The 25,359-nt window shown below is 52.5% G+C and carries 23 protein-coding genes and 1 pseudogene; 10 read left to right on the forward strand and 14 right to left on the reverse strand.

Annotated features, from left to right (window positions below; translation table 11 throughout):
• The first annotated feature begins 32 nt into the window (after positions 1-32).
• Complete coding sequence (locus tag L3K52_00985; GenBank protein UOG92324.1) at positions 33-377, forward strand: C2 domain-containing protein; 345 nt, start codon at positions 33-35, stop codon at positions 375-377.
• Between the two features lie 202 nt (positions 378-579).
• On the opposite strand, the gene L3K52_00990 is transcribed toward L3K52_00985, so the two are convergent.
• On the reverse strand, positions 580-984 hold the full coding sequence (locus L3K52_00990; protein ID UOG92325.1) for a DUF4143 domain-containing protein: 405 nt from the start codon (positions 982-984) through the stop codon (positions 580-582).
• On the opposite strand from L3K52_00990, the gene L3K52_00995 reads away from it, so the two are divergent.
• Both L3K52_00995 and acs read left to right on the forward strand, forming a co-directional pair.
• Positions 947-1,708: a tRNA 2-thiocytidine biosynthesis protein TtcA gene (locus L3K52_00995; protein ID UOG92326.1), complete on the forward strand. Its 762-nt coding sequence runs from the start codon at positions 947-949 to the stop codon at positions 1,706-1,708. The genes L3K52_00990 and L3K52_00995 overlap by 38 nt on opposite strands.
• Before the next feature lie 150 nt (positions 1,709-1,858).
• Complete coding sequence (gene acs, locus L3K52_01000) at positions 1,859-3,805, forward strand: acetate--CoA ligase (protein UOG92327.1); 1,947 nt, start codon at positions 1,859-1,861, stop codon at positions 3,803-3,805.
• Between the two features lie 2 nt (positions 3,806-3,807).
• Here acs and L3K52_01005 read toward each other — a convergent pair whose 3' ends face one another.
• On the reverse strand, positions 3,808-4,248 hold the full coding sequence (locus tag L3K52_01005) for a hypothetical protein (protein UOG92328.1): 441 nt from the start codon (positions 4,246-4,248) through the stop codon (positions 3,808-3,810).
• 93 nt (positions 4,249-4,341) lie between these two features.
• On the opposite strand from L3K52_01005, the gene L3K52_01010 reads away from it, so the two are divergent.
• Together L3K52_01010 and L3K52_01015 are read left to right on the forward strand one after the other, a co-directional pair.
• Positions 4,342-5,349, forward strand: a complete 1,008-nt coding sequence (locus L3K52_01010) for a phosphotransferase (GenBank protein UOG92329.1) — start codon at positions 4,342-4,344, stop codon at positions 5,347-5,349.
• A 16-nt stretch (positions 5,350-5,365) separates the two neighbouring features.
• Positions 5,366-6,061 (forward strand): nucleotidyltransferase family protein, encoded by a 696-nt coding sequence (locus L3K52_01015; GenBank protein ID UOG92330.1) that lies wholly within the window; start codon positions 5,366-5,368, stop codon positions 6,059-6,061.
• Positions 6,062-6,081: 20 nt separating this feature from the next.
• Here L3K52_01015 and idi read toward each other — a convergent pair.
• From idi to L3K52_01040, 5 genes and pseudogenes are all read right to left on the reverse strand, one after another.
• A pseudogene (gene idi / locus L3K52_01020) lies at positions 6,082-6,525 on the reverse strand (isopentenyl-diphosphate Delta-isomerase).
• A gap of 7 nt (positions 6,526-6,532) precedes the next feature.
• Entirely contained in the window at positions 6,533-7,522 is a 990-nt protein-coding gene (folE2, locus tag L3K52_01025; protein ID UOG92331.1) for a GTP cyclohydrolase FolE2, read from the reverse strand.
• A gap of 93 nt (positions 7,523-7,615) precedes the next feature.
• A complete protein-coding gene (gene mreD / locus L3K52_01030) occupies positions 7,616-8,107 on the reverse strand; it encodes a rod shape-determining protein MreD (GenBank protein ID UOG92332.1) in 492 nt (163 codons plus the stop codon).
• Entirely contained in the window at positions 8,097-8,942 is an 846-nt protein-coding gene (mreC, locus tag L3K52_01035) for a rod shape-determining protein MreC (GenBank protein UOG92333.1), read from the reverse strand. Before mreC ends, mreD begins: the two co-directional genes overlap by 11 nt.
• Before the next feature lie 85 nt (positions 8,943-9,027).
• The gene (locus L3K52_01040; GenBank protein UOG92334.1) at positions 9,028-10,074 is read right to left on the reverse strand and encodes a rod shape-determining protein; all 1,047 of its coding nucleotides are present in this window, start codon (positions 10,072-10,074) and stop codon (positions 9,028-9,030) included.
• 248 nt (positions 10,075-10,322) lie between these two features.
• On the opposite strand from L3K52_01040, the gene hslO reads away from it, so the two are divergent.
• From hslO to L3K52_01055, 3 genes are read left to right on the forward strand one after another with little or no spacing between them, the layout of a single operon-like run.
• Positions 10,323-11,186, forward strand: a complete 864-nt coding sequence (gene hslO / locus L3K52_01045) for an Hsp33 family molecular chaperone HslO (protein UOG92335.1) — start codon at positions 10,323-10,325, stop codon at positions 11,184-11,186.
• Positions 11,187-11,216: 30 nt separating this feature from the next.
• Positions 11,217-11,801 carry an NAD(P)H-dependent oxidoreductase gene (locus L3K52_01050; protein ID UOG92336.1) on the forward strand — a complete coding sequence of 195 codons (585 nt, stop codon included), beginning with the start codon at positions 11,217-11,219 and terminating at the stop codon, positions 11,799-11,801.
• On the forward strand, positions 11,795-12,562 hold the full coding sequence (locus tag L3K52_01055) for an alpha/beta fold hydrolase (protein ID UOG92337.1): 768 nt from the start codon (positions 11,795-11,797) through the stop codon (positions 12,560-12,562). Before L3K52_01050 ends, L3K52_01055 begins: the two co-directional genes overlap by 7 nt.
• Here L3K52_01055 and L3K52_01060 read toward each other — a convergent pair.
• The 7 genes from L3K52_01060 to L3K52_01090 form a co-directional block, all read right to left on the reverse strand.
• Positions 12,559-13,482 (reverse strand): hypothetical protein, encoded by a 924-nt coding sequence (locus tag L3K52_01060; protein ID UOG92338.1) that lies wholly within the window; start codon positions 13,480-13,482, stop codon positions 12,559-12,561. The two genes, L3K52_01055 and L3K52_01060, sit on opposite strands and share 4 nt — an antisense overlap.
• A gap of 94 nt (positions 13,483-13,576) precedes the next feature.
• Positions 13,577-14,560 carry a hypothetical protein gene (locus tag L3K52_01065; protein ID UOG92339.1) on the reverse strand — a complete coding sequence of 328 codons (984 nt, stop codon included), beginning with the start codon at positions 14,558-14,560 and terminating at the stop codon, positions 13,577-13,579.
• A gap of 166 nt (positions 14,561-14,726) precedes the next feature.
• The gene (locus tag L3K52_01070) at positions 14,727-15,578 is read right to left on the reverse strand and encodes a hypothetical protein (protein UOG92340.1); all 852 of its coding nucleotides are present in this window, start codon (positions 15,576-15,578) and stop codon (positions 14,727-14,729) included.
• Positions 15,575-15,862 (reverse strand): Asp-tRNA(Asn)/Glu-tRNA(Gln) amidotransferase subunit GatC, encoded by a 288-nt coding sequence (gatC, locus tag L3K52_01075; GenBank protein ID UOG92341.1) that lies wholly within the window; start codon positions 15,860-15,862, stop codon positions 15,575-15,577. Before gatC ends, L3K52_01070 begins: the two co-directional genes overlap by 4 nt.
• A gap of 2 nt (positions 15,863-15,864) precedes the next feature.
• Positions 15,865-17,295, reverse strand: coding sequence for an Asp-tRNA(Asn)/Glu-tRNA(Gln) amidotransferase subunit GatB (gene gatB, locus L3K52_01080; GenBank protein UOG92342.1), 1,431 nt, complete (start codon positions 17,293-17,295; stop codon positions 15,865-15,867).
• A gap of 10 nt (positions 17,296-17,305) precedes the next feature.
• Positions 17,306-18,784, reverse strand: coding sequence for an Asp-tRNA(Asn)/Glu-tRNA(Gln) amidotransferase subunit GatA (gene gatA / locus L3K52_01085; GenBank protein UOG92343.1), 1,479 nt, complete (start codon positions 18,782-18,784; stop codon positions 17,306-17,308).
• A gap of 123 nt (positions 18,785-18,907) precedes the next feature.
• Positions 18,908-22,561 carry a choice-of-anchor L domain-containing protein gene (locus L3K52_01090; protein UOG92344.1) on the reverse strand — a complete coding sequence of 1,218 codons (3,654 nt, stop codon included), beginning with the start codon at positions 22,559-22,561 and terminating at the stop codon, positions 18,908-18,910.
• A 210-nt stretch (positions 22,562-22,771) separates the two neighbouring features.
• Between L3K52_01090 and L3K52_01095 the strand changes: the two genes are divergently transcribed.
• Together L3K52_01095 and L3K52_01100 are read left to right on the forward strand one after the other, a co-directional pair.
• Positions 22,772-23,905, forward strand: a complete 1,134-nt coding sequence (locus tag L3K52_01095) for an MltA domain-containing protein (GenBank protein UOG92345.1) — start codon at positions 22,772-22,774, stop codon at positions 23,903-23,905.
• 157 nt (positions 23,906-24,062) lie between these two features.
• Positions 24,063-25,352, forward strand: a complete 1,290-nt coding sequence (locus L3K52_01100; protein UOG92346.1) for a hypothetical protein — start codon at positions 24,063-24,065, stop codon at positions 25,350-25,352.
• The last annotated feature ends 7 nt before the right edge of the window (positions 25,353-25,359 follow it).

Consider the following 25,359-nt stretch of genomic DNA (forward strand, 5'->3'; position numbering starts at 1 on the left):
AATACTTATTTAACAGAAAGTGAGTTTAATTTATGAAATCCAAACTATTAATTATTTTATTATTTATTTTTCCTTTATCGGCATATGCGGGTTCAACGGTAAAGCTTACGATAACACAAACTAAAGCAAATGGTGCTGCTTGGGATGCCTTCTCAGGAAAACCTGATCCCTACATAAAGATTGATGGTACAAGCTACCGTGGAAGTAAATGCCAAGATGCATTTACTTGTAAGTTTTCAATTGATGAAACAATTCTAGAACCAATTACAGTTGAGGTTTGGGATGCAGATGTTTCTGAAGATGATTCTGCTGGATCAACTTTCTGTGTGCCACAACAGGCGTGTTCAACTGGTCTCGCAGATATTATTATTTATTAAAAACCGCAGATTCGCACTGACTTGTAATTTTTAAAAGAAAATTTATGAATTACAGATGCCTATTAATAAGAAAACGAAATTATTTTTAGCCAACAAGATTCTCGACGACGGACGCGGTGACAGCTCTGCGATTTTATCCAATCATTTTCGTCGCCGCGCCCGTCAGATTTCACGTTGCCCCACCAAGCCTTGGCACTGCACCTTAACCCACCATATCCCCGCCCCCCGCCATCATCCCCAACGGCACTGCCCACAACTTCACCCCGTCACTTTCCCCAAACGGCAACACCCGTTCCCCGCCATACAACACCATTCCCTGTACCACCCGCCCCGGATTCTGCCCAATAAAGTAGCTGATATGCCGGAAATCCGCCGGGGTCACGCTATGCGCCGCCTTCACCTCCAGCAACACCAGCCCTTTGCCGTTATCCAGCACGAAGTCGATTTCCTTGCCATAACTGGTGCGGTAAAAGCTCAAATCCACTGGCTGCGCCGCGTAAGTAAATGTTGCGCAATCACTAACAGGGTAATACGCTAAATACCCTTTATTGCTGGATGTTGCCGCGCCAATGGATAATGTCGCCCTTAACCGACCGGAATTCGTCAAACCACCCAAATCCCTGCTGAGCAAAGTCGGCAAAGCCATCGGCGAATACCAGCTTATCCGTGAAGGCGACCGCATCTTGCTGGGGTTATCTGGCGGTAAGGATTCACTGGCATTGCTGCACTTGCTCAACCATTTTCAGCGACACGCGCCGATCAAATTTGAATTTGCAGCCGTCACCATCGACCCGCAAGCCGACACGTTCGACCCGTCACCGCTGATTCCGTACATGGAGAGTTTGGGCATTCCCTACCACTACGTGCGCGAACCGATTGTGAAGTTGGCGGAAACGCACATGGACAACGATTCCTACTGTGCCTTCTGCTCGCGCATGAAGCGCGGTTTGATGTACCGCACCGCCCGCGAACACGGTTACAACGTGCTGGCACTGGCGCAACATTTGGATGATTTGGCAGAAAGTTTTCTCATGTCAGCCTTTCACGGTGGCAAACTCAAAACCATGAAAGCGCATTACCGCATTGATGCGGGAGATTTGCGCGTCATCCGTCCGCTAGTGATGGTGCGCGAACGCCAAACCGCTGATTTCGCCAAAGCTGCCGCATTGCCGGTGATCGTCGAAAACTGCCCCATGTGTTTCGACATGCCCACCCAACGCCAGCACATGAAAGAATTACTCGCAGGCGAAGAACAACAAAATACCAACCTGTTCAAGAGCTTGTTGACCGCTATGCAACCGCTATTGCGCGATGGTTTGGAAAACACTTGAATTGTTGACAATTCCCGTCTTTTTCCACCATTCGTCTGGACACTTGGCAGGGATTGTATAAAGATAGCCATTAACAATAATCAGGCGTGAGCCACAAGCAGCACCCGACGTTAGAAGCTTTACCCGACTAGAGATGAGGAGTCTTCCAGAATGACAGATATGAAAATCTTCCCAGTACCTGCCGAATTTGCTGCCCAAGCAAACATCAATGCCGAACAATACGCCACGATGTACCAGCAATCGGTTGACGATCCGACCACTTTCTGGGGCGAACAAGCCGAAAAATACCTAAGCTGGTCAAAGAAGTGGGACACGGTTCTCGACTGGAGCTTTGGTGCAGATGACCTGCACATCAACTGGTTCAAGGGCGGTCAACTAAACGTTTCCTACAACTGCCTAGACCGTCACCTCGACACCCGTGGCGACCAAGTAGCGATCATTTGGGAAGGCGACAGCCCGAACGAAGACCGCAAAATCACTTACCGCGAACTGCATACCGAAGTGTCTAAATTTGCGAACGTGCTGAAAGGCCGTGGCGTGAAAAAAGGCGACCGCGTGTCCATTTACCTGCCGATGATTCCTGAAGCAGCCGTAGCAATGCTGGCGTGTGCGCGTATCGGCGCAATGCACTCCATCGTATTCGGCGGTTTCTCACCGGATGCACTGCGTGACCGGATTCAGGATGCGGAATGCGGCGTGGTCATTACTTCTGACCAATCCATGCGCGGCGGCAAGAAAGTGCCGTTGAAAGGCAACGCTGACAAAGCGATGGATCAATGCCCAACCGTTCACACCTGCATCGTGGTACAGCGCGGCGGCGATCCAATCAAATGGAACGACACTCGTGACGTTTGGTATCACGAAGCGGTGGCGGCGGCTGATGCTAACTGCCCACCGGAAGAGATGGAAGCGGATGATCCACTCTTCATCCTTTACACGTCTGGTTCTACCGGCAAGCCTAAAGGCGCGTTGCACACCACGGGCGGCTATTTGCTACAAGCGGCCATGACGCACAAAACCGTGTTCGACTACAAAGACGGCGAAATTTACTGGTGTACGGCTGACGTAGGCTGGGTAACAGGTCACTCTTACATTGTGTACGGCCCGCTGACCAATGGCGCGACCACGCTGATGTTTGAAGGCATCCCCACTTACCCGGATGCAGGGCGTTTCTGGGATGTGTGCGACAAGCACGACGTTTCCATTTTCTACACCGCGCCAACCGCTATCCGTATGCTGATGGGTCAAGGCGAAGAGCTGGTTAACCGCGCCAAACTCGACAAACTACGCCTGCTGGGTACGGTCGGTGAGCCGATCAACCCCGAAGCATGGCATTGGTATCACCGTGTTGTCGGTCGTGGTCGTTGCCCGATCGTGGATACCTGGTGGCAGACTGAAACCGGCGCACACATGCTGACCCCATTACCGGGCGCAACCGCATTGAAACCGGGTTCGGCGACTACCCCGTTCTTTGGTGTGCAGCCTTGCCTGTTGGATGACAAAGGCGTGGAAATCGAAGGCAATGGCGTGGAAGGTTTGCTGTGTATCAAAGCCCCGTGGCCTTCCATGATGCGCACCATTTACGGCGATCATAAACGTTTTTATGAAACCTATTTCGCGATGTATCCGGGTTACTATTTCACCGGCGACGGCGCACGTCGTGACGAAGACGGTTACTATTGGATCACCGGGCGCGTGGATGACGTATTGAACGTTTCCGGGCATCGTCTGGGCACGGCGGAAATCGAATCCGCGTTGGTACTGCACCCGAAAGTCGCCGAAGCAGCGGTTGTTGGCTACCCGCACGAGTTGACGGGGCAAGGCATCTACGCTTACGTCACGTTGATGGCAGGCGAAGAAGGCACGGATGAGCTGAAAGTCGAGCTGAACAATCTGGTGCGTAAGGAAATCGGCCCGATTGCCAAGGTTAATATCATTCAGTGGGCACCGGGCTTACCGAAGACCCGTTCCGGTAAAATCATGCGGCGGATTCTGCGCAAGATTGCTGCGAATGAAATCGACGGTCTGGGCGATACTTCCACACTGGCTGACCCAAGCGTGGTCGATAACCTGATCGACTGCCGCGAAAACAAGTAAGGCTAGTTTTCTAGGGCTGGGGGAGCGTCTGTCTTCCCCAGCATCTCTCCCAATGCCAGCCGCGACGTGGCTGCCACCAATGCACGGCTTAATTTTCGCGGCGCAAACAATACGTTTTCCACAAACTCTTGATTGCTAAACACAATGTCATCCGCTGCTGGCGCGTAAGCGCTCCCACGACTAATACGCGCCACCCGCCCCAAATTCACCCCACGCCCATCATCCAAAATCAACAGATGCGGACAAAGCTGCCGATACGGGTCAGGGCGGGGGAAATCCACAATCGCCAGCAACACCAAAGGCTTACCCGGAAAATGCACGCCCGCGTTGATTTCGGTCGAATGGATTTCCACCACATAGAGCGGTTGCCCAATCAAACCCCGCAATTGTTCCACTTGTTGGTGATAGGCCGTTGAAGGCCATAACGCTTCATCATCACGCATATTTTGCCGATTTAATGTTCAATTTACAGAAAGCCTAGCATGTTAGGATACACTATTTATAACCTATCAATACGCTAGGAAACGCCGAGATTTATGACACAGGATACACGTCTTGAGCAATTAACTCAGTGGGTCAACAGCCTGCCTAACTGGGAGCACGCTATCTTAGAACCTGCTTCGGCAGATGCCAGCTTTCGGCGTTATTTTCGCGCCCGTGGCACCGACAACACTGCCATTTGCATGGATGCGCCACCCGATAAAGAAGACATCCGCCCGTTTGTAGAAGTGACGCATTTGCTGAGTGCGACCGGCGTCCATGTCCCACAATTGTTGGCGCAAAATTTGCTGGATGGCTTTCTGCTGCTGGAAGATTTAGGCAATACCAGCTACTTGAGCCTGCTTACCCCCGCGACCGTTAAAGACTTGTATGCCGATGCCCTGCACGCGCTGTTGCAACTTCAGCAAGCCGATTGTGACCACTTGCCGGTTTACAACGAACGCATCTTGCGCCGTGAAATGGAATTAATGCCGGAATGGTTTCTAAAAACCCACTTAGGCTTCAGCGATGAACAAATACCGCACGAACTGATTCAACAAACCTTTGAAGACCTGATCGAATCGGCTATCGGGCAACCCGTCGCGTTTGTCCACCGCGATTACCACAGCCGCAATCTGATGGTCACAACCGCCAATAACCCCGGCATTATTGACTATCAGGACGCGGTGTTAGGGCCTGCAACCTACGATCTGGTGTCCTTGCTGCGTGACTGCTACATCGTTTGGCCACAATCGCAGGTCGAATGGTGGGTCGATTGTTACCGCAAAGAGGCGATTGCGCTGGGCGTTTTACCCCCAGTAGACCAGCAAACTTATCAGCAATGGTTCGACCTCATGGGGCTGCAACGCCACCTCAAAGTGCTGGGGATTTTTGCCCGCCTGCATCACCGTGACGGCAAACCGGGCTATCTCGATGACCTGCCACGGGTACTGAGTTACGTGCTCGAAATCGGCTCACGTTATTCTGAGACCAGCGAATTGATCGAATGGATGCGGCGGGCAGGCATTCCCGAACGCATCGGCACTGTTCACATTCCCGACTAATGATAGCCATACCAGCATGAAAGCCATGATTCTCGCCGCCGGGCACGGCACACGGATGCGCCCATTAACCGACCACACCCCCAAACCCTTGCTACCCGCTGGTGGCAAACCGTTAATCGTGTGGCACATCGAAAAACTCGCTAATGCGGGATTTCGCGACATTGTGATCAATCTAGCGTGGTTAGGCTGGAAAATCCCCGAAGCCCTCGGCGATGGTTCGCGCTGGAACGTCAACTTGCACTATTCCGACGAGCAGCAGGAAGGCGCACTGGAAACGGCGGGTGGCATTAGAAAAGCTCTACATTTACTAGGCAACGAACCGTTCTTGGTGGTGAATGGCGATGTGTGGTGCGATTACCCGTGCCTGCCTTCCCACCTAGCGGAACACGATCTGGCGCATTTGGTGCTGGTTGCCAACCCGTCACACCACCCACAAGGCGATTTCGGCTTGAATCAAGGACGTGTTAGCAGCAGTGGCGAACCGCGTTATACCTTCAGCGGCATTGGCTATTATCGCCCCGAACTGTTCGCCGAATTACCACACGGCAAACACCCACTCGCGCCGTTACTGCGCCAAGCGATGCAGTCACATCAAGTCAGCGGGGAATATTTTGCGGGCGACTGGCGTGATATTGGGACACCCGAACGGTTAGCAGAATTAGACCAAGATTTATCCAGCAACGTGGTTTCTAATTTGCACCAAGGCGAATAATGCCCCGCCACATCCGCCGCCAATACCTGTTTGAAATCTTCCCACGCAATCCAGCGCGTAGCGGCGACTTCGAGCGGATTGGGTATCGGCTCATCCGCAGTACGCGCTAACCACACCGGGCAGATTTCGTTTTCGACCACACCGCCGTATTCACAACGGTACTGGAAATTGGGTAAGGCTTCGCACAAATCATGCACCTGCATCCCCAACTCCAGCACCACCCGCCGCTGAATCGCCTCTGCGACCGATTCGCCCAATGCCGGATGCCCACAGCACGAATTCGACCAGAAACCGGGCCATGTCAGTTTGCTAAAACTGCGCTGTTGCAGCAGCAGCTCCCCAACCTGATTAAAGATAAACACCGAAAATCCCCGGTGTAATGGGGTTTCCAGCGTATGCACTTGGCTTTTCGGCAGAGTACCCAGAACGTTATTATGCTGATCGACCAACACAACGTGTTCCATCAAGCTATCAGTTCGGGTGAACGTATTCACGCGGATCGTCACGGTAGCCCCCTTCCACGCCTTTGACGACAACCGCTACGGCATCATGCGCGTGCAAGCTTTCCATGTGATTGACACGCAACCAGAAATCGCGCACCGAAATATCGTCGTTCAAGGCATTTTTCAAGCGCCGCGCCGCGTCTTCGCAGAACATCAGATTCGCCGCATTCAAACGCGCAAATTCTTGCTCATCTTCGCGTTTCACCGTGGCTTGTACCGGGGTTTTCAGCGCCGCTTCCACCCGGTCGATCAGGCTGGTAATGGGCAGTGTGCGTACTTTTTCTGCCAATTTTACCCGCACTTGCGCAATGCTACGCTGGCTGTGCGGCGTCGCGCTAATGCCTTTCGCCGTTCCCAACCATTCGTAAACGCTATTCGCATCCACCACTGCGGCATCCTGCCCAAACGTTTCGCGGAAACCTTCTTGAATCAATTGCCGCGCTAACGCCGCCGAACACGGACAAGTGGAAGAATAAGGCACTTCCACACTGACTTCGGTATCAAGCTGCCCATTACGCAAGGTAGCAGCGACTTTCACGGGGTAGTTTTTCCAACCGCTGTTAGCACTCAGCAAAGAATTGCGGCGCTCGAAATAGTCAAAACGGCATTCCAAATAAGCGGCATCGCTCAAGCCCCCGTGGGTATCGACGAATTGGGCAATGGTGGCACGCAAAACTTCGGGGGTCAGATCATTCATACCGAGGAGAGTATCGAGCGCCACGTACAAGCGCGACATGTGAATGCCCTTGCTGTTGGGGTCAATCAAATTAACGTAAGCCTGAACCCGTGCCAGCGTTTGCACCCGCTCACCGTTGGGGCTGCGTAAAAAGACCGGCAACTCAATCTGGCTCATTCCTACCCAATTGAGCGTTCCTTTAGCACCTGCGAGGGGTTGCTTGGCAACATCCGGCATAACGGCAACCGCACAGGGCAATTCCTGGCAGGCATTTGTAGACATGATCTGAATTCCTCTTGGTCGAGACTTGGCTCTGTGGTTATCACAGTAGCAAAATGACCCGCGCAATGATAATTTACCTAAAGCAGGCGTTGATTAAAGGGTTTTGCGTTGCACATGAAAATACCCCAGCAGCGAATGGTAGACCGGCCAGATCACAATACTGCTCAACAAAGACGCCCAATACAGCCAACCGATAGCACCGCTACCGCCCGTCACTTGCAGCATCCACAAATTCGCCAACATATAAACACCGAGAATCGCGAACAACAGCGCCAATTGCTGCATAAAAGCTTCGGGCGTCATGCGCAAACTTAAACGCACCGCCAAATACGTTACCAACACATAACCCAATGCGTGTTGCCCCAACAGCGAACCGTACAAAGCATCGACGATCAAGCCAATCGCAAACACCATCATCAAGCTAATGCGATCCCGAATAATCAGTGCCCAATGCACTAACGTCAACGCCACCCATTCAGGCCGCCAAGCAGACAACGCATCACCCAGCGGAATCACCAGCAACACCATGGCTAAAATCAACGTGAGTAACACCGCACCGGGAAAACGGGGATCTTTAACGGGCATCTAACTCCCCTTTTACTGGCGATGGCACGGCAGCATCAACAACGTCATCTGTCGGCTTTCCCCACACTAACAGCACCTCGCGCACGGCCTCGTAATCGATCAAGGGCATCGCCCACACGGTTGCAAACAGATCACCTTGCTTGAATTCCACGCCTTTGGGCAACACCTTGGCAATTTCATACCCGGCGGGGAATAATCCGCCCAAGCCGGACGACACAAACACATCGCCTTCTTTAACGGTGCTGCTGGCGGGCAAATTTTTGATTTCCAGCGGCATACCGCGTCCGTGACCGTTTGCCAAGCCGCGCTCGCCAGTGCGTTGATTTTGCACAGGAATGGAATGCTCGCGATCGATCAATTGCATCACGCTGGCATCAAATGGCGTTGCGCTCACCACCTGCCCGTAAATCTTATTGCCGTACAACACCACTTGGCTTTCTTTCACACCATCGCGGCTGCCCTTGTTGAGCGTCACTAACCCACGTACCGGGTCTTGCGCAACCCTAAAAATTTCAGCCATTAGAAAAGTGTAAGTTTCGCGCGGCGCGGCATTCAACATGGCGCGTAAACGCTGATTTTCAGCCTGTACTGTGTTCAAATCTTGCTGTTGAGCCGAAAAAACTTGTACCTGCTGCTTTAAAGTCAGGTTTTCATCCGCTAACTGACGTTGCGCTGAGAAAAACCCACTGGAGCGCTGATAAGCCCGTTGCGGGAAATCAACGCTGTACAGCAGCGGGTAGACCATCATGGTCGCTAAAATACGCACAGATGACAATGACGCTGGATTGCGGTTATCCACCGCCATCAGCACCAATGCCACAAGGATTAATACCATGAACCGAAACGAAAATCCCGGCGTGGCATGATAATTGGTATCGTTAATGGTCGCCTCCGCTGCTGCTGGTGATTCCGGGGACTAATCAGTCGGTAGCGAGAAAGTTGACGCCTTCTTCTTCCATGATTTCCAGAATCTTGCCGCCACCACGCGCCACGCAGGTCAACGGGTCATCCGCAATCACCACAGGAATGCCGGTTTCTTCCATCAACAAGCGATCCAAATCACGCAATAATGCGCCACCGCCAGTCAACACAATGCCACGGTCGGCAACGTCAGCAGCCAATTCTGGTGGGGTTTGTTCCAAAGCCGTTTTCACCGCGCTCACAATGCCAAACAGCGGTTCTTGCAACGCTTCGAGGATTTCATTGCTGGTCAGGGTGAAACTGCGGGGCACGCCTTCTGACAGGTTGCGGCCTTTGACTTCGATCTCCAGCAATTCCTTGCCGGGGTAAGCCGAACCGATTTCGCATTTAATCCGTTCCGCCGTGGCTTCACCGATCAACATGCCGTAATTGCGACGCACATAACTGATAATGGCATCATCCAAACGGTCGCCGCCGATACGCACTGACGCCGAGTACACAATCCCGCGCAATGACATAATCGCCACTTCAGAGGTACCGCCGCCAATGTCCAGTACCATCGAACCAATCGCTTCATCGACCGGAATGCCCGCGCCAATCGCTGCCGCCATCGGCTCTTCGATCAGGTAAACTTTACGCGCACCCGCACCCAGTGCAGAATCTTTAATCGCCCGGCGTTCCACTTGGGTCGCACCACACGGCACACAAATCACCACGCGCGGGCTAGGGCGCAAAATACGCCCCGCATCCACTTTGCGGATAAAATGCTGCAACATTTTTTCAGTGTAGGTAAAGTCTGCAATCACGCCGTCTTTCATGGGGCGAATCGCGGTGATATTCTCCGGGGTGCGCCCCAGCATTTTCTTGGCTTCGGTTCCTACCGCTTCAATCGACTTCGGACCACCCGGCCCCCGGTCTTGACGGATAGCAACAACAGAAGGTTCATCCAGTACAATACCTTTGCCACGCATATAAATCAGGGTATTGGCGGTGCCCAAGTCAATGGAAATATCATTGGAAAATAAACCTGATAAGGCTTTGAACATAATCTAATCAATCCGGCTTAAAACTAATAAAGGGAGGACTTGAACACGTCCTGTGTTGTCTGTCGTTATTCAGCGAACAGGCCAAACTCTGGGCAACACCCAAAAATAATTCGCTAAATGTAACAACCACTGCCACTTTGGGCAAGCCGACTTGTGTGATAAGTTCACCATCCGGCTAAAATGGGTGCTTTGTAGCAGATTAAGCCGCATTTAGAAAGCAATTCTCACCCGTGAGGTCAATAGAAAATATGTCAGCCGATACATTACGACGTTTTATGTTAGAACAAGCGCATGTGCGCGGTGAATGGTTACACCTAGACCAAACTTGGCAAGAAATTTTAGCACGTGCCGATTACCCCGCCTTTGTGAAAACCATCCTAGGCGAAGCCGTCACCGCCGCCGTGTTATTAGCCGCCACCATCAAGCACGATGGCGCCCTCACCTTGCAAATTCGCGGTGATGGCCCGATTCATTTGCTGGTGATTCAAGCCACGGCAGAGGGTACCGTGCGTGGGTTAGCGCAATGGAGCCGCGAAGCCACCGGCACACGTTTGCCCGACCTGTTTGGCGACGCACAACTGGCGATCACCTTAGAATCGCACCAGAGCAATGAGCGTTACCAAAGCTTGATTCCGGTGGAAGGTGATTCCCTCGGCGTCGCACTGGAGGCGTATTTTGAACGTTCCGAACAATTGCCGACACGCCTGTGGCTAATGTCGGATGATAGCGCTGCCGCCGGTATTTTATTGCAGCGCTTGCCGCAAACCGAACCCGATGCGGATGATTGGCAACGCGCTTCGGCCTTGCTGGACACGCTCACCCGTGATGAACTGGCACAACTTGCCCCGGAAACCCTGCTCTACCGCTTATTCCACGAAGAAGATGTGCGTTTGTTTGACCCCAAACCGATTCGGTTTCACTGCACCTGTAGCCGGGAGCGGGTCGAAACCCTGTTGCGTTCGCTCGGTCAAACCGAAGCCGAGGCCATTATCGAAGAGCAAGGAAAAATTGAGATCATTTGCGAATTTTGCAACGCCAACTATACACTTGACGCCATTGATACCGGGTTATTGTTTACCGCAGCCATGCCTACCAATGATACCCTACACTGATCGAATTCTAACTCTAAGCAAGGAACACTCATGCGCGTTCTGATCGTTTACGCACATCCCAACCCTAGCAGCTTCAACCACGCCATGCTGGAACATTGTCAAGCAGGTTTGTTGGAAGGGGGACACGAAGTACGGGTCAAAGACCTGTACGCGGAAGATTTCGACCCGGTATTACGCGCCACCGACTTGGCAGTCCTGCAAACCGGCGTGATTCCCGACAAAATCAGCCGCGAGCAACAAGACCTGTTGTGGGCAGACGGCTTGGTTTTTATTTACCCGCTGTGGTGGTTTGACCGGCCTGCTATTCTCAAAGGCTGGTTTGATCACGTATTAACCAATGGCACCGCGTTTGAATATTCACAAGCAGGCGTGAAAGGCTTGTTGCAACACCAGCGGGCGTTGGTATTAATCACCGCAGGCGGCACCGAAGACTTTTTCCGCCAAACGGATGCTGAACACTTGATCTACCGCCCGGTCACGGATGGCACCTTGGCTTTCTGCGGCATTAAAGATGTGCGCCACCGCATTTACTACCATGTGCCCGGACTCAGTGCAGCAGCGCGTGCCGAGATTTTGGACGGGATTACTGCCATGGGGCGTGAATTCGCGTGCTGAATTACCGCTTGTTTGGCGAAGCAGGCAGCAGCCCGCCGCTGGTGGTGCTGCACGGCTTGTTAGGATCGCTGGAAAATTGGCAAACGTTTGCACGCGGGCAGGCAGCAAAACGCGCCGTGTTAGCGCTGGATTTACGCAATCACGGCGACTCACCCCACGTGCCTGGCATGTCCTACCAGCAAATGAGTACCGATGTCCTGGAAGTGTTAGATGCGTTAGCCATGCCACCCTGCGATTTGATGGGGCATTCGATGGGCGGCAAGGTTGCCATGACGCTGGCGCTACAACACCCCGAACGGGTACGGCGCTTGCTGGTGGTTGATATTGCGCCCAAAACCTACCCGCCGCGCCACCAAGCGTTGCTACAAGCAATGTCAAACTTGCCACTCACCACGCTCACCAGCCGCAAACAAGCCGATGAATGGTTAAGCAGTACCGTCAATCACCCCTTGGAGCGCGGTTTCTTGCTGAAAAACTTGGGGCGGCATCCCGACGGCACCTTTTTCTGGCAGTGTAATTTGCCGGAAATTGCCAAACAGTATTTGAAAATATCGGGCTTTCCAGCATCGGAAAGCGCCTTTAACCAGCCGACGCTGTTTGTGCGCGGCGGGCAATCCGATTACATCCAAGACGTGGATATTGACGGCATTCGCCAAGCCTTTCCGCAGGCGGTATTAACCACACTTGATGCGGCGGGGCATTTACCGCACGTGCAAACCCCTGCTGAATTCAGCGCTGCCGTGAATGCGTTTCTGGACTAAGCCAACAAACGGCGGTACGTATTCACCCGGCTAGACCAGCCAGCCAACCAACGCCGCTCGTTATTCGCAGGCGGCGAATTGCGTACCCGGCGCTCCAAGACGCGCATCGCAGCATCGGCAAATTCGTGCAAAGCTTGCTCACCAGGACGTGCCGGACGCATTTCTTCCAACACTTGTAACAAGCCCCAATTTTGACCGTTGTAACCACCGCTGCGGCTCAAACCTTCGCCCTTGAAATTGGTGTAGTCGATCAGTGCATACCAGCCACCCGGCGTATTTGCCACCGCATTCAAGTTGCTCACCACGTGCGGGCGCAGTTGATTGGGCGTATTTGTCACCAGCTTGGGCATGGCACGGCGGGTGCGATCCACAATGAATTGCACTTGCAATAAACGGGTTTGGTATAAGAAATTTTGCAGCTCTTGCACTTGCGGCGTTTGCTTGGCTTGCATCAACTCGGCTTTGCTGCCCCACGGTGCGCCTTCGCGCGGCAACCATGCAGGCACTTGCACCCCGCGTGCTTGCATGTAACTCAGCAATTCTGGAAAGGTACTGCCGAAACGTGCCTGACGACCCGCCGGATACCAAGTGAAATGACCAATGCCCATTGAGGCAAAATTTTCGCCCTCATTCCAATGCACCAAATTGCTGACATTGCCACCGCCTTCATTTTTGAAAATCTGATCGCCGATGACTTGCAATTCTACCGGGGATAATTCCGGCATCCCATTCCTTGCCACTGGCGCTTGGCGTGAAATATTTTGCGATGAATAGTGTGAAGCACTTTGAGCAGCAGGATTATTCATTGTAGGCGGCATCACACCAGCATCAGCGCTGCGCACGGCTTGAGAACTAGGGCTACAGGCAGCCAAGCCCGCACTGGCAATCGCAGCCAAGACCATAACGGCTTTTGCTTTCATCAATCAATCCCTCTTATTTTTATGTATTTTGGTGGGACTATAATGCAAATTCGCTCGCTGCGTTGTATTACCCGACGAGCGCTACTGTGCGTATTTAAACGTTAGAATAACGGTAGGTATTGATGCGTTTTGACCAACCTGCTAACCAACGGGTTTCATTGCGGGCGGGTGGTGAATTGCGTACTCGCCGCTCTAAAACACGGGTGGCGGCATCCGCAAACAAATGCAGTGATTGTTGCCCCGGCTGACTCGGTTGCATGTCTTCCAGCACCTGCAATAAGCCCCAGTTCTGACCGTTATAACCGCCGGAGGTATTCAAACCTTCGCCTTTAAAGTTGACGTAATCCACCAACACATACCAACCGCCGGGAGTATTCGCAATCGCATTCAGATTTTGTGCCACGCGGCTGCGTGAATGCGCGGGGGCAGCATTCACCAATTTCGGCATCGCACGCCGCGCGCGCTCGACGATGTACGCGGCTTGTAATAAACGGGTTTGGTACAACAAATCTTGCAACTCACGGACTTGCCCGGTGTGTTTGGCCCGCATTAACTCCGCCTTCGTCCGCCAAGGCGCACCTTGGTAACGCGCTTGCTGCACCCATACCGGCAATTGCACGCCGTTGGATTGCAAATGCCCCAATAAATCCGGGAAGGTATTGCCGAAACGTGCCGCCCGCCCAGCCGGGTACCAAGTGAAATGCCCCAAGCCCATGGACGCAAAATTTTCGCCATCGTTCCAATGCACTAACTTGTCAGGGTCACTACCGCTTTCATTTTTGAAGATGTGATCGGCAATGAGCAACAATTCTTGGGTGGATAAGGCGGGCATCCCCGATACCCCAGTACCAACGGCGGGTCGATAAGCTTGGCCTTGTATCGCCACTTGTCTGCCGCCACTTGATGGATGCTGGGCTTGTTTAGTCGCTGTTTTATTTTTGGTAACGGTCGGTTTATTGTAACCAAACAGTAAATCATCGCTGTCATCGTCTTTGGCGGTATGAATGGTTTGGCTGCATCCTGACGTGCCGAGTGCCACTGCCAGTGCGAAAAGTGTTCCCCACGCTCGAATGCGCATGTTCTAAGCCCCTCGTGTAAACAGCATCTTCATTTGAATAATTAACGCTATTAATAGACCAGAACAACTTTACCCATCCTTAATAAAATTAATTGATTCACGAAAGAACAAAAAACCCGCTAAACGCGGGTTTTTTTATCACAATAAGCACACTAACCTAGCGTAATTACGTCAGGAAAATCTGCCGGTAAGACACATAAATACTCATGAACCACCAAGGAATCACGACCAATAGCCACATTGCCCCAAGCACAATCAGTGGCAAAGGAATCACGACCAATAGCCCTAACATCAAGGGAATTGCCCCAAGCACAATCAGTAGCATCAGCACCAATGCATACACAATCAAGGCTAACGGGTTACGTAAGCAACCTTTAAAGCTCAACACAAACGCCTGTAGTACCGGCACATCATTCAGAACCACTAACGGTGCGGTGAACCACGATAGCATCATCACCAGTAAGTATAAAATCACCACCAAGGCAATCTGTTCTGGCGCTATCCCACTGAGTATTTCCGTCGGCAAGACCGTGCCATTCGCAAGGCCATCCATATCAATGCCGATCACCGCCTTCACTAGGTATTCAACCAACTGAGAAAGCCCGAAACTCACCACACCCAAGAGAGCCAATGGCTTCAGGCTAGGCCCAAAACCTGCAAACAAATGCTCAATTTGCAAGGATTGCCCGTCAGCCACTGCTCGCGCACCGATCAGAATACCACCCGTTAATACGGTTGAAATAACCGAAGCAACCATCAAAACTAACAGATAACCACTCCATAACAGGGTTTGTGAAATAGCAAATCCTAAAACCACTTGCAACGCGAATAACAACACCGTGATGAGTATCCACATCCCCAAGTTACTTTTGACCATACGCCAGCTTGCTGACCAAAACGCAATACCTGCACTTAGCGGCAAAGAGCGCGGCTCAGGCAATAGTACTAACTGACTAACCGGCTCAGGAGAGAGCCTTAAATCCGCCTTAGGTGGCTCATAAGGGTTGTAATCGCTCATTCGATAACCTTTGGTACCAGATACAAGCCGTCTTCGACTTCCGGCGCAATCGCCTGATACTTTTCCCGATGATCGGTTTCCGTCACCACGTCATCACGCAAACGTTGCATCATCTCCAGCGGATGCGCCATCGGCTCAACACCCGTGGTATCCACCGCACTCAACTGATCCACCAAACTCAGGATGTTGGACAAGTTTTGCGTGTACGCCTCCAACCGATCATCCGGCACTGCCAGACGCGCCAAACGCGCTACTTTTTTCACTTCAGCTTCACTAATTGCCATGCTCAGCCCTCCAGCTTCTGCTTCAGAATATCGTTCAAGGTATTCGGGTTCGCTTTGCCTTTGGAAGCACGCATCGCTTGCCCCACAAAGAAGCCGAACAGTTTATCCTTACCGCTGCGGTATTCCGCCACCTGCCCCGGATTATTCGCAATGATCTCATCAATCACCGCTTCAATCGCGCTGGTATCGGTAATCTGCTTCAAGCCTTTCTTGTCGATGATCGCATCGGCTGAACCTTCGCCGTTCCACATGGCTGCAAATACATCGCGGGCAATCTTGTTGGAAACGGTATTGTCCTGAATGCGCTTGAGCAATTCGATCAACGCCGCACTGCTCACTGGAACAGCCGCAATCTCCATCTCGTTGTCTGCCAAGGTTTTGCTGACCTCGCCATTCACCCAGTTCGCCGCAAGTTTCGCATCACCGCAACCTTGCGCGACTGCCTCGAAATAATCCGCCACTTCACGGCTAAGCGTCAGCAAGCTGGCATCGTAGTCAGTCAACGCGTATTCCGCCATGAACCGCTGTTTCTTGGCATCCGGCAATTCCGGCAGCGTGGCGCGTACCGCTTCAATATCCGCAGGCGTGATTTCCACGGGCAGCAAATCGGGGTCAGGGAAGTAACGGTAGTCGTTAGCGTCTTCCTTGCTGCGCATCGAACGGGTTTCGTCCTTGTCCGGGTCGTACAAGCGCGTTTCCTGCACCACCTTGCCGCCGGATTCGATAATGTCGATCTGACGTTCTACTTCGTGGTTAATGGCGCGTTCGATGAACTTAAACGAGTTCAAGTTCTTGATTTCGGCACGTGTACCAAATTCTGCACCGGGGCGACGCACCGACACGTTGGCATCGCAACGGAACGAGCCTTCTTGCATATTGCCATCGCCTACACCGAGGTAACGTACCAGTGCGTGCAGCTTTTTCATGTAAGCCACGGCTTCTTTGGCGTTGCGCATATCCGGCTCGGAAACGATTTCCAGCAACGGCGTACCGGCACGGTTCAAGTCGATCCCGGTTTGCCCTTGGAAATCTTCGTGCAGCGATTTGCCCGCATCTTCTTCCAGATGGGCGCGGGTAATGCCAATCCGCTTGGTGTCGCCGTTTTCCAGTTGGATGTCCATGTGACCTAAGCCAACGATGGGCAGCTCATACTGGCTAATCTGATAACCTTTGGGCGAGTCAGGGTAGAAGTAGTTTTTACGCGCAAAAATCGAACGCGGTGCAATCTCGGCATCAATCGCCAAGCCTAAGCGGATCGCCAATTCCACCGCTTTTTTGTTGAGGACGGGCAAAACACCCGGCATCCCCAAATCGACCAGATTGGCTTGCGTATTCGGCTCTGCGCCGTATGCGGTCGATGAACCCGAAAATATCTTTGAATGGGTGGCAAGCTGGGCGTGAATTTCCAGACCAATAACGGTTTCCCAAGTCATGCGAGCCTCCTTACGCGAACTGGGCTGGCACTTGGGTGTGCCAGTCCGTCCATTGTTGGTACTGATGCGCAATGTTCAACATCCGCGCTTCCTCGAAATAATTGCCGACCAATTGCATCCCAACCGGCAAACCGTCTGCCGCAAAGCCGATGGGGAAAGTCATCCCCGGCAACCCTGCCAAACTGACCGGAATGGTGTACAAATCTTCGAGGTACATCGCAATCGGGTCATCTTTTTTCGCACCGATACCGAAGGCGGTGGTCGGGCAAGACGGCCCCATGATCACATCCACATCCTTGAATGCAGCTTCAAAATCCTGTTTGATCAGCCGACGAACCTGCTGCGCTTTCAGATAATAGGCATCATAATACCCTGCGGAAAGTGCGTAAGTGCCGATCATAATGCGGCGTTTGACCTCATCGCCGAAGCCTTCCCAGCGGCTGCGCTCATACAAATCCATCAAATCTTTCGGATTGTCACAACGGTGTCCGAAACGTACCCCATCAAAACGCGACAGGTTGGAAGAACATTCAGCAGGTGCAACCACGTAATACACGGGTACGGCAAGGTGGCTGTTTGGTAAGGTTACTTCCTTGATAATCGCGCCCTTGGCTTGGAACTGCTTGATCGCACGGTCAATGACTGCTCCGACCTGCGCATCCAGCCCTTCCGCGAAAAACTCTTTCGGCAAACCAATCCGCAAGCCTTCCAACGAACCATTGAGATTGGCAGTGTAATCCGGCACCGGCAAATCGACGCTGGTGGAATCGCGGCTATCCAAGCCCGCAATAATATTCAGCGTAATCGCGCAATCTTCCGCCGATGGTGCCATCGGGCCGCACTGATCAAGGCTAGACGCAAACGCAATCATGCCGTAGCGCGAAATACGCCCGTAGGTCGGTTTGATCCCAGTGATATTGCAGAATGAAGCGGGCTGGCGAATCGAACCACCCGTATCCGTCCCCAACGTCATCGGAGCCAGCCGTGCCGCAATCGTTGCCGCACCGCCGCCCGAACTACCGCCCGGTACTTTGGTGGTATCCCAAGGATTACGCACATTCCCAAACGCCGAGGTTTCGTTGGAAGACCCCATCGCGAACTCATCCATATTGTTCTTGCCGAGCAAGACCCCGCCTGCCGCTTTGAGCTTTGCCGCGACGTGCGCGTCATACGGTGAGATGAAATTTGACAGCATATTAGAAGCGCACGTAGTCCGCACGCCTTCCGAACAGAACAAATCTTTGAGGGAATACGGCACACCCGCCATTGCACCCGTGAGTTCGCCCTTGCGGATGCGGTTGTCGATGGCCACGGCTTGCGCTTGAGCAGACTCGCGGGTGACAGTAATGTAGGCATTTAATTCAGGGTTGAAGCGTTCAATGCGGTCAAGATACGCATCGGTCGCTTCCATGACAGAAAATTTGCCCGTATGCACCCCGTCGTGAATGCCCTTCAAGGACAGGGTATGGATGGAATCAGCCTGCGACATGGTTTCTCCGTTTATGCCTTATTCCCCTCGCCCCTTGAGGGAGAGGGGCAGGGGTGAGGGGTAATCTATAAGCGGCTTACTATAGTGTAAGCCGCTTGCCGCTGGCAACCTGCGCAACAACAGTTAGAGCGGTGCATCCCCGCGAATAATATAATTGCCGCTAAAGCTGGCATTACCGGGATGCATCAAAATATTGCCCAACATCAAATTGATGTCATTATTCGGGCCGGTATAAAGTGTAGTGCCATCCAGATTGAAATCGGTGGAATAATAACCCGGCAATCGAAACGCCGCATTCACATTAGTGTTTTCCGGCGCGACCAAAACGGCTCCCAATAACACACTGTTATCGCTACCCGGCCCACTCGCGATAATCGTATTGCTATTATTGGCATCTCCCGCCCACATCAATGCAACGCCCGAACTTTCCAAACGTGCCCCAACACTGTCATACACTTTGGTAGTAAGTGCCGTAAAATCTACCGCCGCCGGTATCCCACGGCTAACACTGACAGGCTCTTTGGTCATTACCGCCAAATGATTACGGTGACGTATGGCGATGTAATACAGGCCGTCGTCTGCATTGGTAATTGGCAACACTTTGGAGCCAGTGGCGGCATCCACAATATCGCCATCACGTTGCAGCAAGCCCGCCGCTACCGCTACCCGCTTACCAGGGTCGAAGACATTGCGCAATTCCACCAATACCCAATCCACCGGCGCATCGCCTCCCGTTGCCGCTAACACCGCCGCCGATGCGGTTTCCGTTCCCTTGTAATCGAAAGGTGACACCATATCGGAAGAGGTTGCATAACCGAATGCTGTCTTCAACTCCCCATAAGGTTGTAAGTGCGGCATTAACCCCAAACGGTGCAAATCCCCGCGCATCATTTTATCAGTGGATTTGTAAGCCCCTTGCAACCACGCCCGCAGACTCACATTGACGAAAGGTACATCATCAATATTGGTCACTTTGGCGGTTATGCTTTGCGTCGCACTCAAACCACCTGCATCTGTCGCACTGACCACTACCGCATACGTATTGTTTTTGTCTGCATCCTTGGGAAGTTCATAATCGGGGGTCGCAATAAATTCCAGTAGTCCAGTCGCCGCATTAATTTTGAATAACGCCGCATCCGCACCGCCACTAATGCTATACGTCAAGGCTTCGCCATTGGGGTCGTTTGCTGTCGCCACCATGACCAAGGTTTTATTTTCCTCGACGTCTAAGCAGACACTGGCTGCCCCTGCATGACTGGTCATCACCGGCGGCAAATTTTCCAAAACATCCGTCACCACTAAATTAAGGGTTTGTGTCACCTGCTGTGTGCCATCACTGGCGGTCACTGTGACCACGTAGATATTATCTTTATTGCTATCTTGCGGTTTCTCATAATCGGGCGCTACCGCAAAACTGAGCGTGCCGCCACTGCTGATCTGGAATAACGCCGCATCCGCGCCACCGCTAATGCTGTAGGTAATCGCATCATCGTCTGCATCGGTAGCCGTCACAATCGTTGCTATCTTTTGATTTTCTTCCACACTCAAGGTAGCGCTCACGCCACCACCATCACTAATAATTTTGGGTGCAGCGTTTTCCACGCTATCCGTTACGGTGACGAATAACAATTGTGTGGTTTCAAACACGCCATCCGTCGCAATCACCGTTAAAATATAGATATTATCCTGATTGGCATCTTTAGGCGTTTCATAATCCGGCGCTTTGATGAAGGCTAATTTGCCGCTATTGGTATTAATTTGAAACAGCCCGTCATCCGCGCCCGTCGATAAACGGTAGGTAACGGTGTCACCATCGGCATCCGTGGCGGTCACAGTCGTCACCGCTTGCTGATTTTCAGGCACGCTGATGTTCGCAGTGGCTTTGCCACCGTTGCTGGTAATGAGCGGCGGTTTGCCTTCTTGCACATTGAGGATTTGCACGCGGATAGTTTGTGTGTCGCTTAACACGCTGTCACTACCCCTGACCTCCACTTCATAAGTGTTGTCACGGTTGGCATCTTGCGGCTTTTCGTAATCCGGGGCGCTGATAAAACTTAACCTGCCGGTACTGGCGGTAATTTTAAATAAGTTGGCATCCACGCCACCAACGATATCAAAGGTTACATAATCGCCATCAGGGTCAGTTGCGGTGACTTTAGTTACCGCTGTTACATTTTCATCCAAGCTAAGCGTCGCGCTGGTACCGCCGCCATTGCTGGTAATGTGTGGCGCAGCATTTTCACCCGCATCCAGCACTTGCACCGTTAATGCTTGGGTATCGGTTAAACTGCCATCACTCGCCGTCACTACCGCTTCGTACTTGTTGTTTTTATCCGCATCAATGGGGTATTCATAATCGGGCGGCGTGATAAAAGACAGCGCCCCCGTCGTCGGATTTAGCGCAAAGCGGGCGGCATCCGCACCACTCATGCTATAGCTGATGGAACTGCCTTCTGAGTCGGTGGCTTTCACCGTAGTGACGACTGTTTGCCCCTCGGAAACAGACAGGGCGGCACTTGCACCCCCGCCATTACTGCTGATGACAGGCGGCTGATTCGCAGGCTTATCCACCGGATACAAAGTGACATCAGCGGTGTCATCTTCACTCGGTCGACTGGCGCGGTTAAAAGGCGTCGAATCGGGATCTTCATTGAACGCAAAGGTAATTTCCCCGTCAACGCGATAACTGCTCGCCGTCCCCACCCGGGCACGAATTTTCAAGGTTTTAGAACCGTTCGCCGGAACCGCATCCGCGTCCCATACGCCGCTGCCAGCATTGTAACGCCCGCCCGAATCATCGCTGACCCACGTCAACCCAACCGGCCATTCCAAACCCACCTGCACCAAATTCGTCGCCGTTGCCGTGGCATTTTTCAGGGTATAACTCAGTTCTATTTCGCTGTTCCACGCCGGATTCGCGGTATTCACCGCCGCCTGCAAAGACAAATCCACGGGTGTGGATTGGGTGCTCGTTAGCCACTTAAAAAATGCCCCAGAGTCATACGCCGGGTCGCCCGCATCCGCCAACGCCAGTTTAACACGGTAAGCTTGCCCCGGCGTCAGACCGCCTAATGACGCGGTAAGGGGACGCGTGTAACCGTCCAATTGCGTTGAGGGGCTGCCGCCGCCATTGCCGTTATCCACAAAGTAAGCGACATTGTTCAAATTGCAAGCCGCGCCATCCGCACTCGCACCGGGCGCACCGGCATTAACGTTATTCACCGCGATGGCATCGCCAGTATCTGGCAAAAAGGCGGCATTCTGTGTTCCCGATAAGCCAGGGCCGGAAACAAACAAACCGAAGGCATCGTTGAAACTGCTGCACACGTATTCAGGATACTCGTCCGAACCAAACGCAAACACGAAGTTAAGCCGATCGCCCAGCGGGGTGATGTCAAATTCAATAATCGCGGGGTCGTATTTGGCCTTAGCGCTGATTTTGCCAAGATCGGGGTCAAGGTACTGCACTTTAGTGTTGTGCGAGTAAGCTGCACCGTTGTTTGGGGCTTGAATACTAGCGAGATTCCCCGTATTCAAAAACACACCACTTTTCACCCCCCAAACGTCGCCGCCGTTGCTGAAAACGCCGTACTGTTGGGCGACACCGCGTGCAATCGAAAGGTTAGTGACGGATAAGCCGGGTCCATCCAGAAAACTGGTGATGTCAGCGGTACTGGCGTTAGCGTTGTAGGTGGGTGCGGCGTGCACCAATGTGCCATAGGCAAGCATTAACGCAATACCCAATGACGTGAGTCGATTGTGTCTCATAGTGTTCATAGCCCCAGCGCTCTTGTCTTTATTGTTGGTTAAGCTTGTTATTTTGATACGTAGCTTACAAATTCAATCATAGCCAATAAACAAAACCAATTCTATAAGTTTCTCCACTTATCCGATTGTACCGTTCACGCCTTCACGCCCCCCACTACTAGCCTCATAATGCCAGTTACTCCACAAACCCATAATGACAATAAAACCAAGGGTGTTTACATGATTTCATGTCGTCTAGCGACTACCATTCTCGTGGGCGTGCTCACCAGTGCGGCTATACCAACTCACGCCAACCCGCCCATTTGGGAGTCGTGGTCACAGCCCCCACCCCCACGCGGTGAGTTTGCACCCAGTCGTGCAGGCATTTGGCAACCACGGCTGCAACTGGCGACCTATTCCCAGCCAAGTGCTGCAATTAGCCCGGTTGAAGCGGGATTACGCGACCTCGCCCGCTCACTCGAAGGCAAAGGCCTGTGGGAACGTCAAGCCCCTTTAGGCAGCAATATCGCCACTAAAACCTTGCTGGAAACCATCCAGCAATTGCTTTATTGGCGCGGTGATTTGTTTCCGGCGACACTCCGGCAGCAATTTGAGCTGATCCCGCTCACGGCTCAGCAAACACAAGCCGGGCAATTCACGGGTTACTACACCCCCATTTTAACCGGAAGCCGCACGCGTACCGCGCAATTCAGAGTGCCGGTATTCGGCATACCCAACGGCAAGCTCAGCCGCTTAAGTCATGCCGAAATTGCAGGCGGCGCTTTAGCCAACCAAGGCTTAGAAGTGGCTTGGGTAGCCGACCCTTACCTGCTTTATATGGCGCAGGTACAAGGTTCTGCGGAAATTCACTTCACGGATGGCAGTACCAGCACTTTGGATTATGCCGGTGACAATGGCAAAGACTTCCGCCCCGTCTCCACGTATCTGCAAGCCAAAGGCTACAATATTGGCAAGCTGACCCACGAAAATATCGGGCGTTGGTTACGTGAGCACCCACAGATTATGCGTGAAGCCCTGTTAAACAATCCGCGTTATATCTTTTTCCATGAGACCCAAGGCTTGCCAAAAACCGCCTCAGGAATGCCCGTGATCCCCGGTCATACTGTCGCGGTGGATAGCCGCTACATCCCGCACGGTTCCGTATTACTCGCCGAATTACCGCGCGTGAACAGTCAGGGGCAAAAGGTAAACGGCACGGAATGGCGGCTTCTGTTTGCGCAAGATCATGGCCGCGCGATTCAAGGCAAAGGGCGTTTTGACCTCTACACCGGCGTTGGGCATACCGCAGAATCTGCCGCGTATGCCTTATCGGGAATGCACCGCGCCTTTTTGGTCGTGCGCAAATCCGGCTGAGCACCGCTAAAATGCTGTGGCATTCTGTACTTTTGGCTAATTTAGCTTTGCGTGACAATAACCGAAAAATCGTGCACCATGAGTAATCTTTATTGCGCGGTTGAATGAACTGAATCGGCAATTTTGACATCCAAGGCTATACTAAGCAGAATAAATTATGGATTTAGACACAGGGTTTTCATTTATGTTGGGTTATATTGACTGGATTATTATTCTGGTTGCGCTACTCGCCGCTATCGGGGCTGTATTGTTGCTACTGCCGCAAACAAACAGCAAAGAAACCCAAGAGCTGCGGGTTATCCGCCTGCAAGCCGAAGCTGACCGCAAAAAAGTCGCCGATGTGCTCGACGTGACCCAAAATGGCGTACAAGATGCCGAGCAGCTACTGAGCAAACTCAAATCGCAAGTCGAACAAACCACGCGCACCTACGAAGCCAGCCAAGCCCGTGCTGAACAAGCCGAACGCATTATTGAACGTGTCACCACGGCTGAACAAGAAATTCGCGACATTTCCAGTCAGCTCGGCGACCGTTTGCAACACCTGCAAAGTTACTGGGACGAACAACTGGGCGATTCGGTGGAAAGCGTCAAACGCATTCGCAGCAAATTGCACGAAGGTCTCACCCAGGTCGATGACAGCTTGGTGCGGTTGCGCGAACAAGAAAAAATGGCGCAAGGCTTTACCCGCCGTTTGATCGAACATCACCACGAACAGGCCAATAACCAGCAAGAAAATGCACGGCTTTCCGCTGAAGTTCACAACCGTTTGGAAACCATGCTCAAAGAATCCAGCCACTTACTCGAACAAATGCAACGCTACCAACACGATGCTGACAATGTATTCCTGAAATTCAATACCGAAATGGAAGGGCTGGAAACCCAAGCCAGCGAACGTTTCAGCACCCTGTTCCAAACCACCGATTTAGCACGCCACGAACTCAGCTCTGGTCTGGAAGAAAGCCGCAAACACGTCGAAACCATGCGCCGCCGCGAAGAACAAAGCAACGACCTCAGCCGCCGCATTCACCAACAATTCGAGCAAATCGACCACATCCGCGTCGAGCGCATCGCCAAAACCTTGGACTTGACCGAACAAATGTCCACCGATTTGCACAAAGGCATGGAAAATGCCCGCGACCTGCTGTTCTCACTCGAAGTAGCCGTGCAACACGTCACTGCCAGTTTAGACAGCAAACCGTCCAGCCCCCGTGTTGCACCCGCCCCTGCACCAGAACACAGCGACGAACCCACCCCGCTCAAATTGGTCACAACACCCTCAGACGCCTCAAATACCGATGACATGAACATTGATGTGACGGATGAAGCAACCTCGCTTGACGATAACGAAGTCAGCAACCTCGCAGAAATCGGCAATCTGAAACCCATTAAAATCGTAGAAGACGAGCCAACGCCACACAATTTACTGGCGCTGCGGGCGTACCGCTAAAGCCGCT

The organism is Candidatus Thiothrix sulfatifontis (assembly GCA_022828425.1).
Classification (GTDB): domain Bacteria; phylum Pseudomonadota; class Gammaproteobacteria; order Thiotrichales; family Thiotrichaceae; genus Thiothrix; species Thiothrix sulfatifontis.

Excerpts from the sequence above, each read along its gene's own strand:
- folE2 (UOG92331.1), bottom strand. The coding sequence starts at position 7,522 with ATGTCTACAAATGCCTGCCAGGAATTGCCCTGTGCGGTTGCCGTTATG.
- mreC (UOG92333.1), bottom strand. The coding sequence starts at position 8,942 with ATGGTATTAATCCTTGTGGCATTGGTGCTGATGGCGGTGGATAACCGC.
- L3K52_01050 (UOG92336.1), top strand. The coding sequence starts at position 11,217 with ATGCGCGTTCTGATCGTTTACGCACATCCCAACCCTAGCAGCTTCAAC.
- L3K52_01065 (UOG92339.1), bottom strand. The coding sequence starts at position 14,560 with ATGCGCATTCGAGCGTGGGGAACACTTTTCGCACTGGCAGTGGCACTC.
- gatA (UOG92343.1), bottom strand. The coding sequence starts at position 18,784 with ATGTCGCAGGCTGATTCCATCCATACCCTGTCCTTGAAGGGCATTCAC.
- hslO (UOG92335.1), top strand. The coding sequence starts at position 10,323 with ATGTCAGCCGATACATTACGACGTTTTATGTTAGAACAAGCGCATGTG.
- acs (UOG92327.1), top strand. The coding sequence starts at position 1,859 with ATGACAGATATGAAAATCTTCCCAGTACCTGCCGAATTTGCTGCCCAA.
- L3K52_01015 (UOG92330.1), top strand. The coding sequence starts at position 5,366 with ATGAAAGCCATGATTCTCGCCGCCGGGCACGGCACACGGATGCGCCCA.
- L3K52_01040 (UOG92334.1), bottom strand. The coding sequence starts at position 10,074 with ATGTTCAAAGCCTTATCAGGTTTATTTTCCAATGATATTTCCATTGAC.
- L3K52_01060 (UOG92338.1), bottom strand. The coding sequence starts at position 13,482 with ATGAAAGCAAAAGCCGTTATGGTCTTGGCTGCGATTGCCAGTGCGGGC.
- mreD (UOG92332.1), bottom strand. The coding sequence starts at position 8,107 with ATGCCCGTTAAAGATCCCCGTTTTCCCGGTGCGGTGTTACTCACGTTG.
- L3K52_01010 (UOG92329.1), top strand. The coding sequence starts at position 4,342 with ATGACACAGGATACACGTCTTGAGCAATTAACTCAGTGGGTCAACAGC.
- L3K52_00985 (UOG92324.1), top strand. The coding sequence starts at position 33 with ATGAAATCCAAACTATTAATTATTTTATTATTTATTTTTCCTTTATCG.
- L3K52_01100 (UOG92346.1), top strand. The coding sequence starts at position 24,063 with ATGGATTTAGACACAGGGTTTTCATTTATGTTGGGTTATATTGACTGG.
- L3K52_00995 (UOG92326.1), top strand. The coding sequence starts at position 947 with ATGGATAATGTCGCCCTTAACCGACCGGAATTCGTCAAACCACCCAAA.
- L3K52_01095 (UOG92345.1), top strand. The coding sequence starts at position 22,772 with ATGATTTCATGTCGTCTAGCGACTACCATTCTCGTGGGCGTGCTCACC.
- gatC (UOG92341.1), bottom strand. The coding sequence starts at position 15,862 with ATGGCAATTAGTGAAGCTGAAGTGAAAAAAGTAGCGCGTTTGGCGCGT.
- L3K52_01005 (UOG92328.1), bottom strand. The coding sequence starts at position 4,248 with ATGCGTGATGATGAAGCGTTATGGCCTTCAACGGCCTATCACCAACAA.
- L3K52_01070 (UOG92340.1), bottom strand. The coding sequence starts at position 15,578 with ATGAGCGATTACAACCCTTATGAGCCACCTAAGGCGGATTTAAGGCTC.
- gatB (UOG92342.1), bottom strand. The coding sequence starts at position 17,295 with ATGACTTGGGAAACCGTTATTGGTCTGGAAATTCACGCCCAGCTTGCC.
- L3K52_01090 (UOG92344.1), bottom strand. The coding sequence starts at position 22,561 with ATGAACACTATGAGACACAATCGACTCACGTCATTGGGTATTGCGTTA.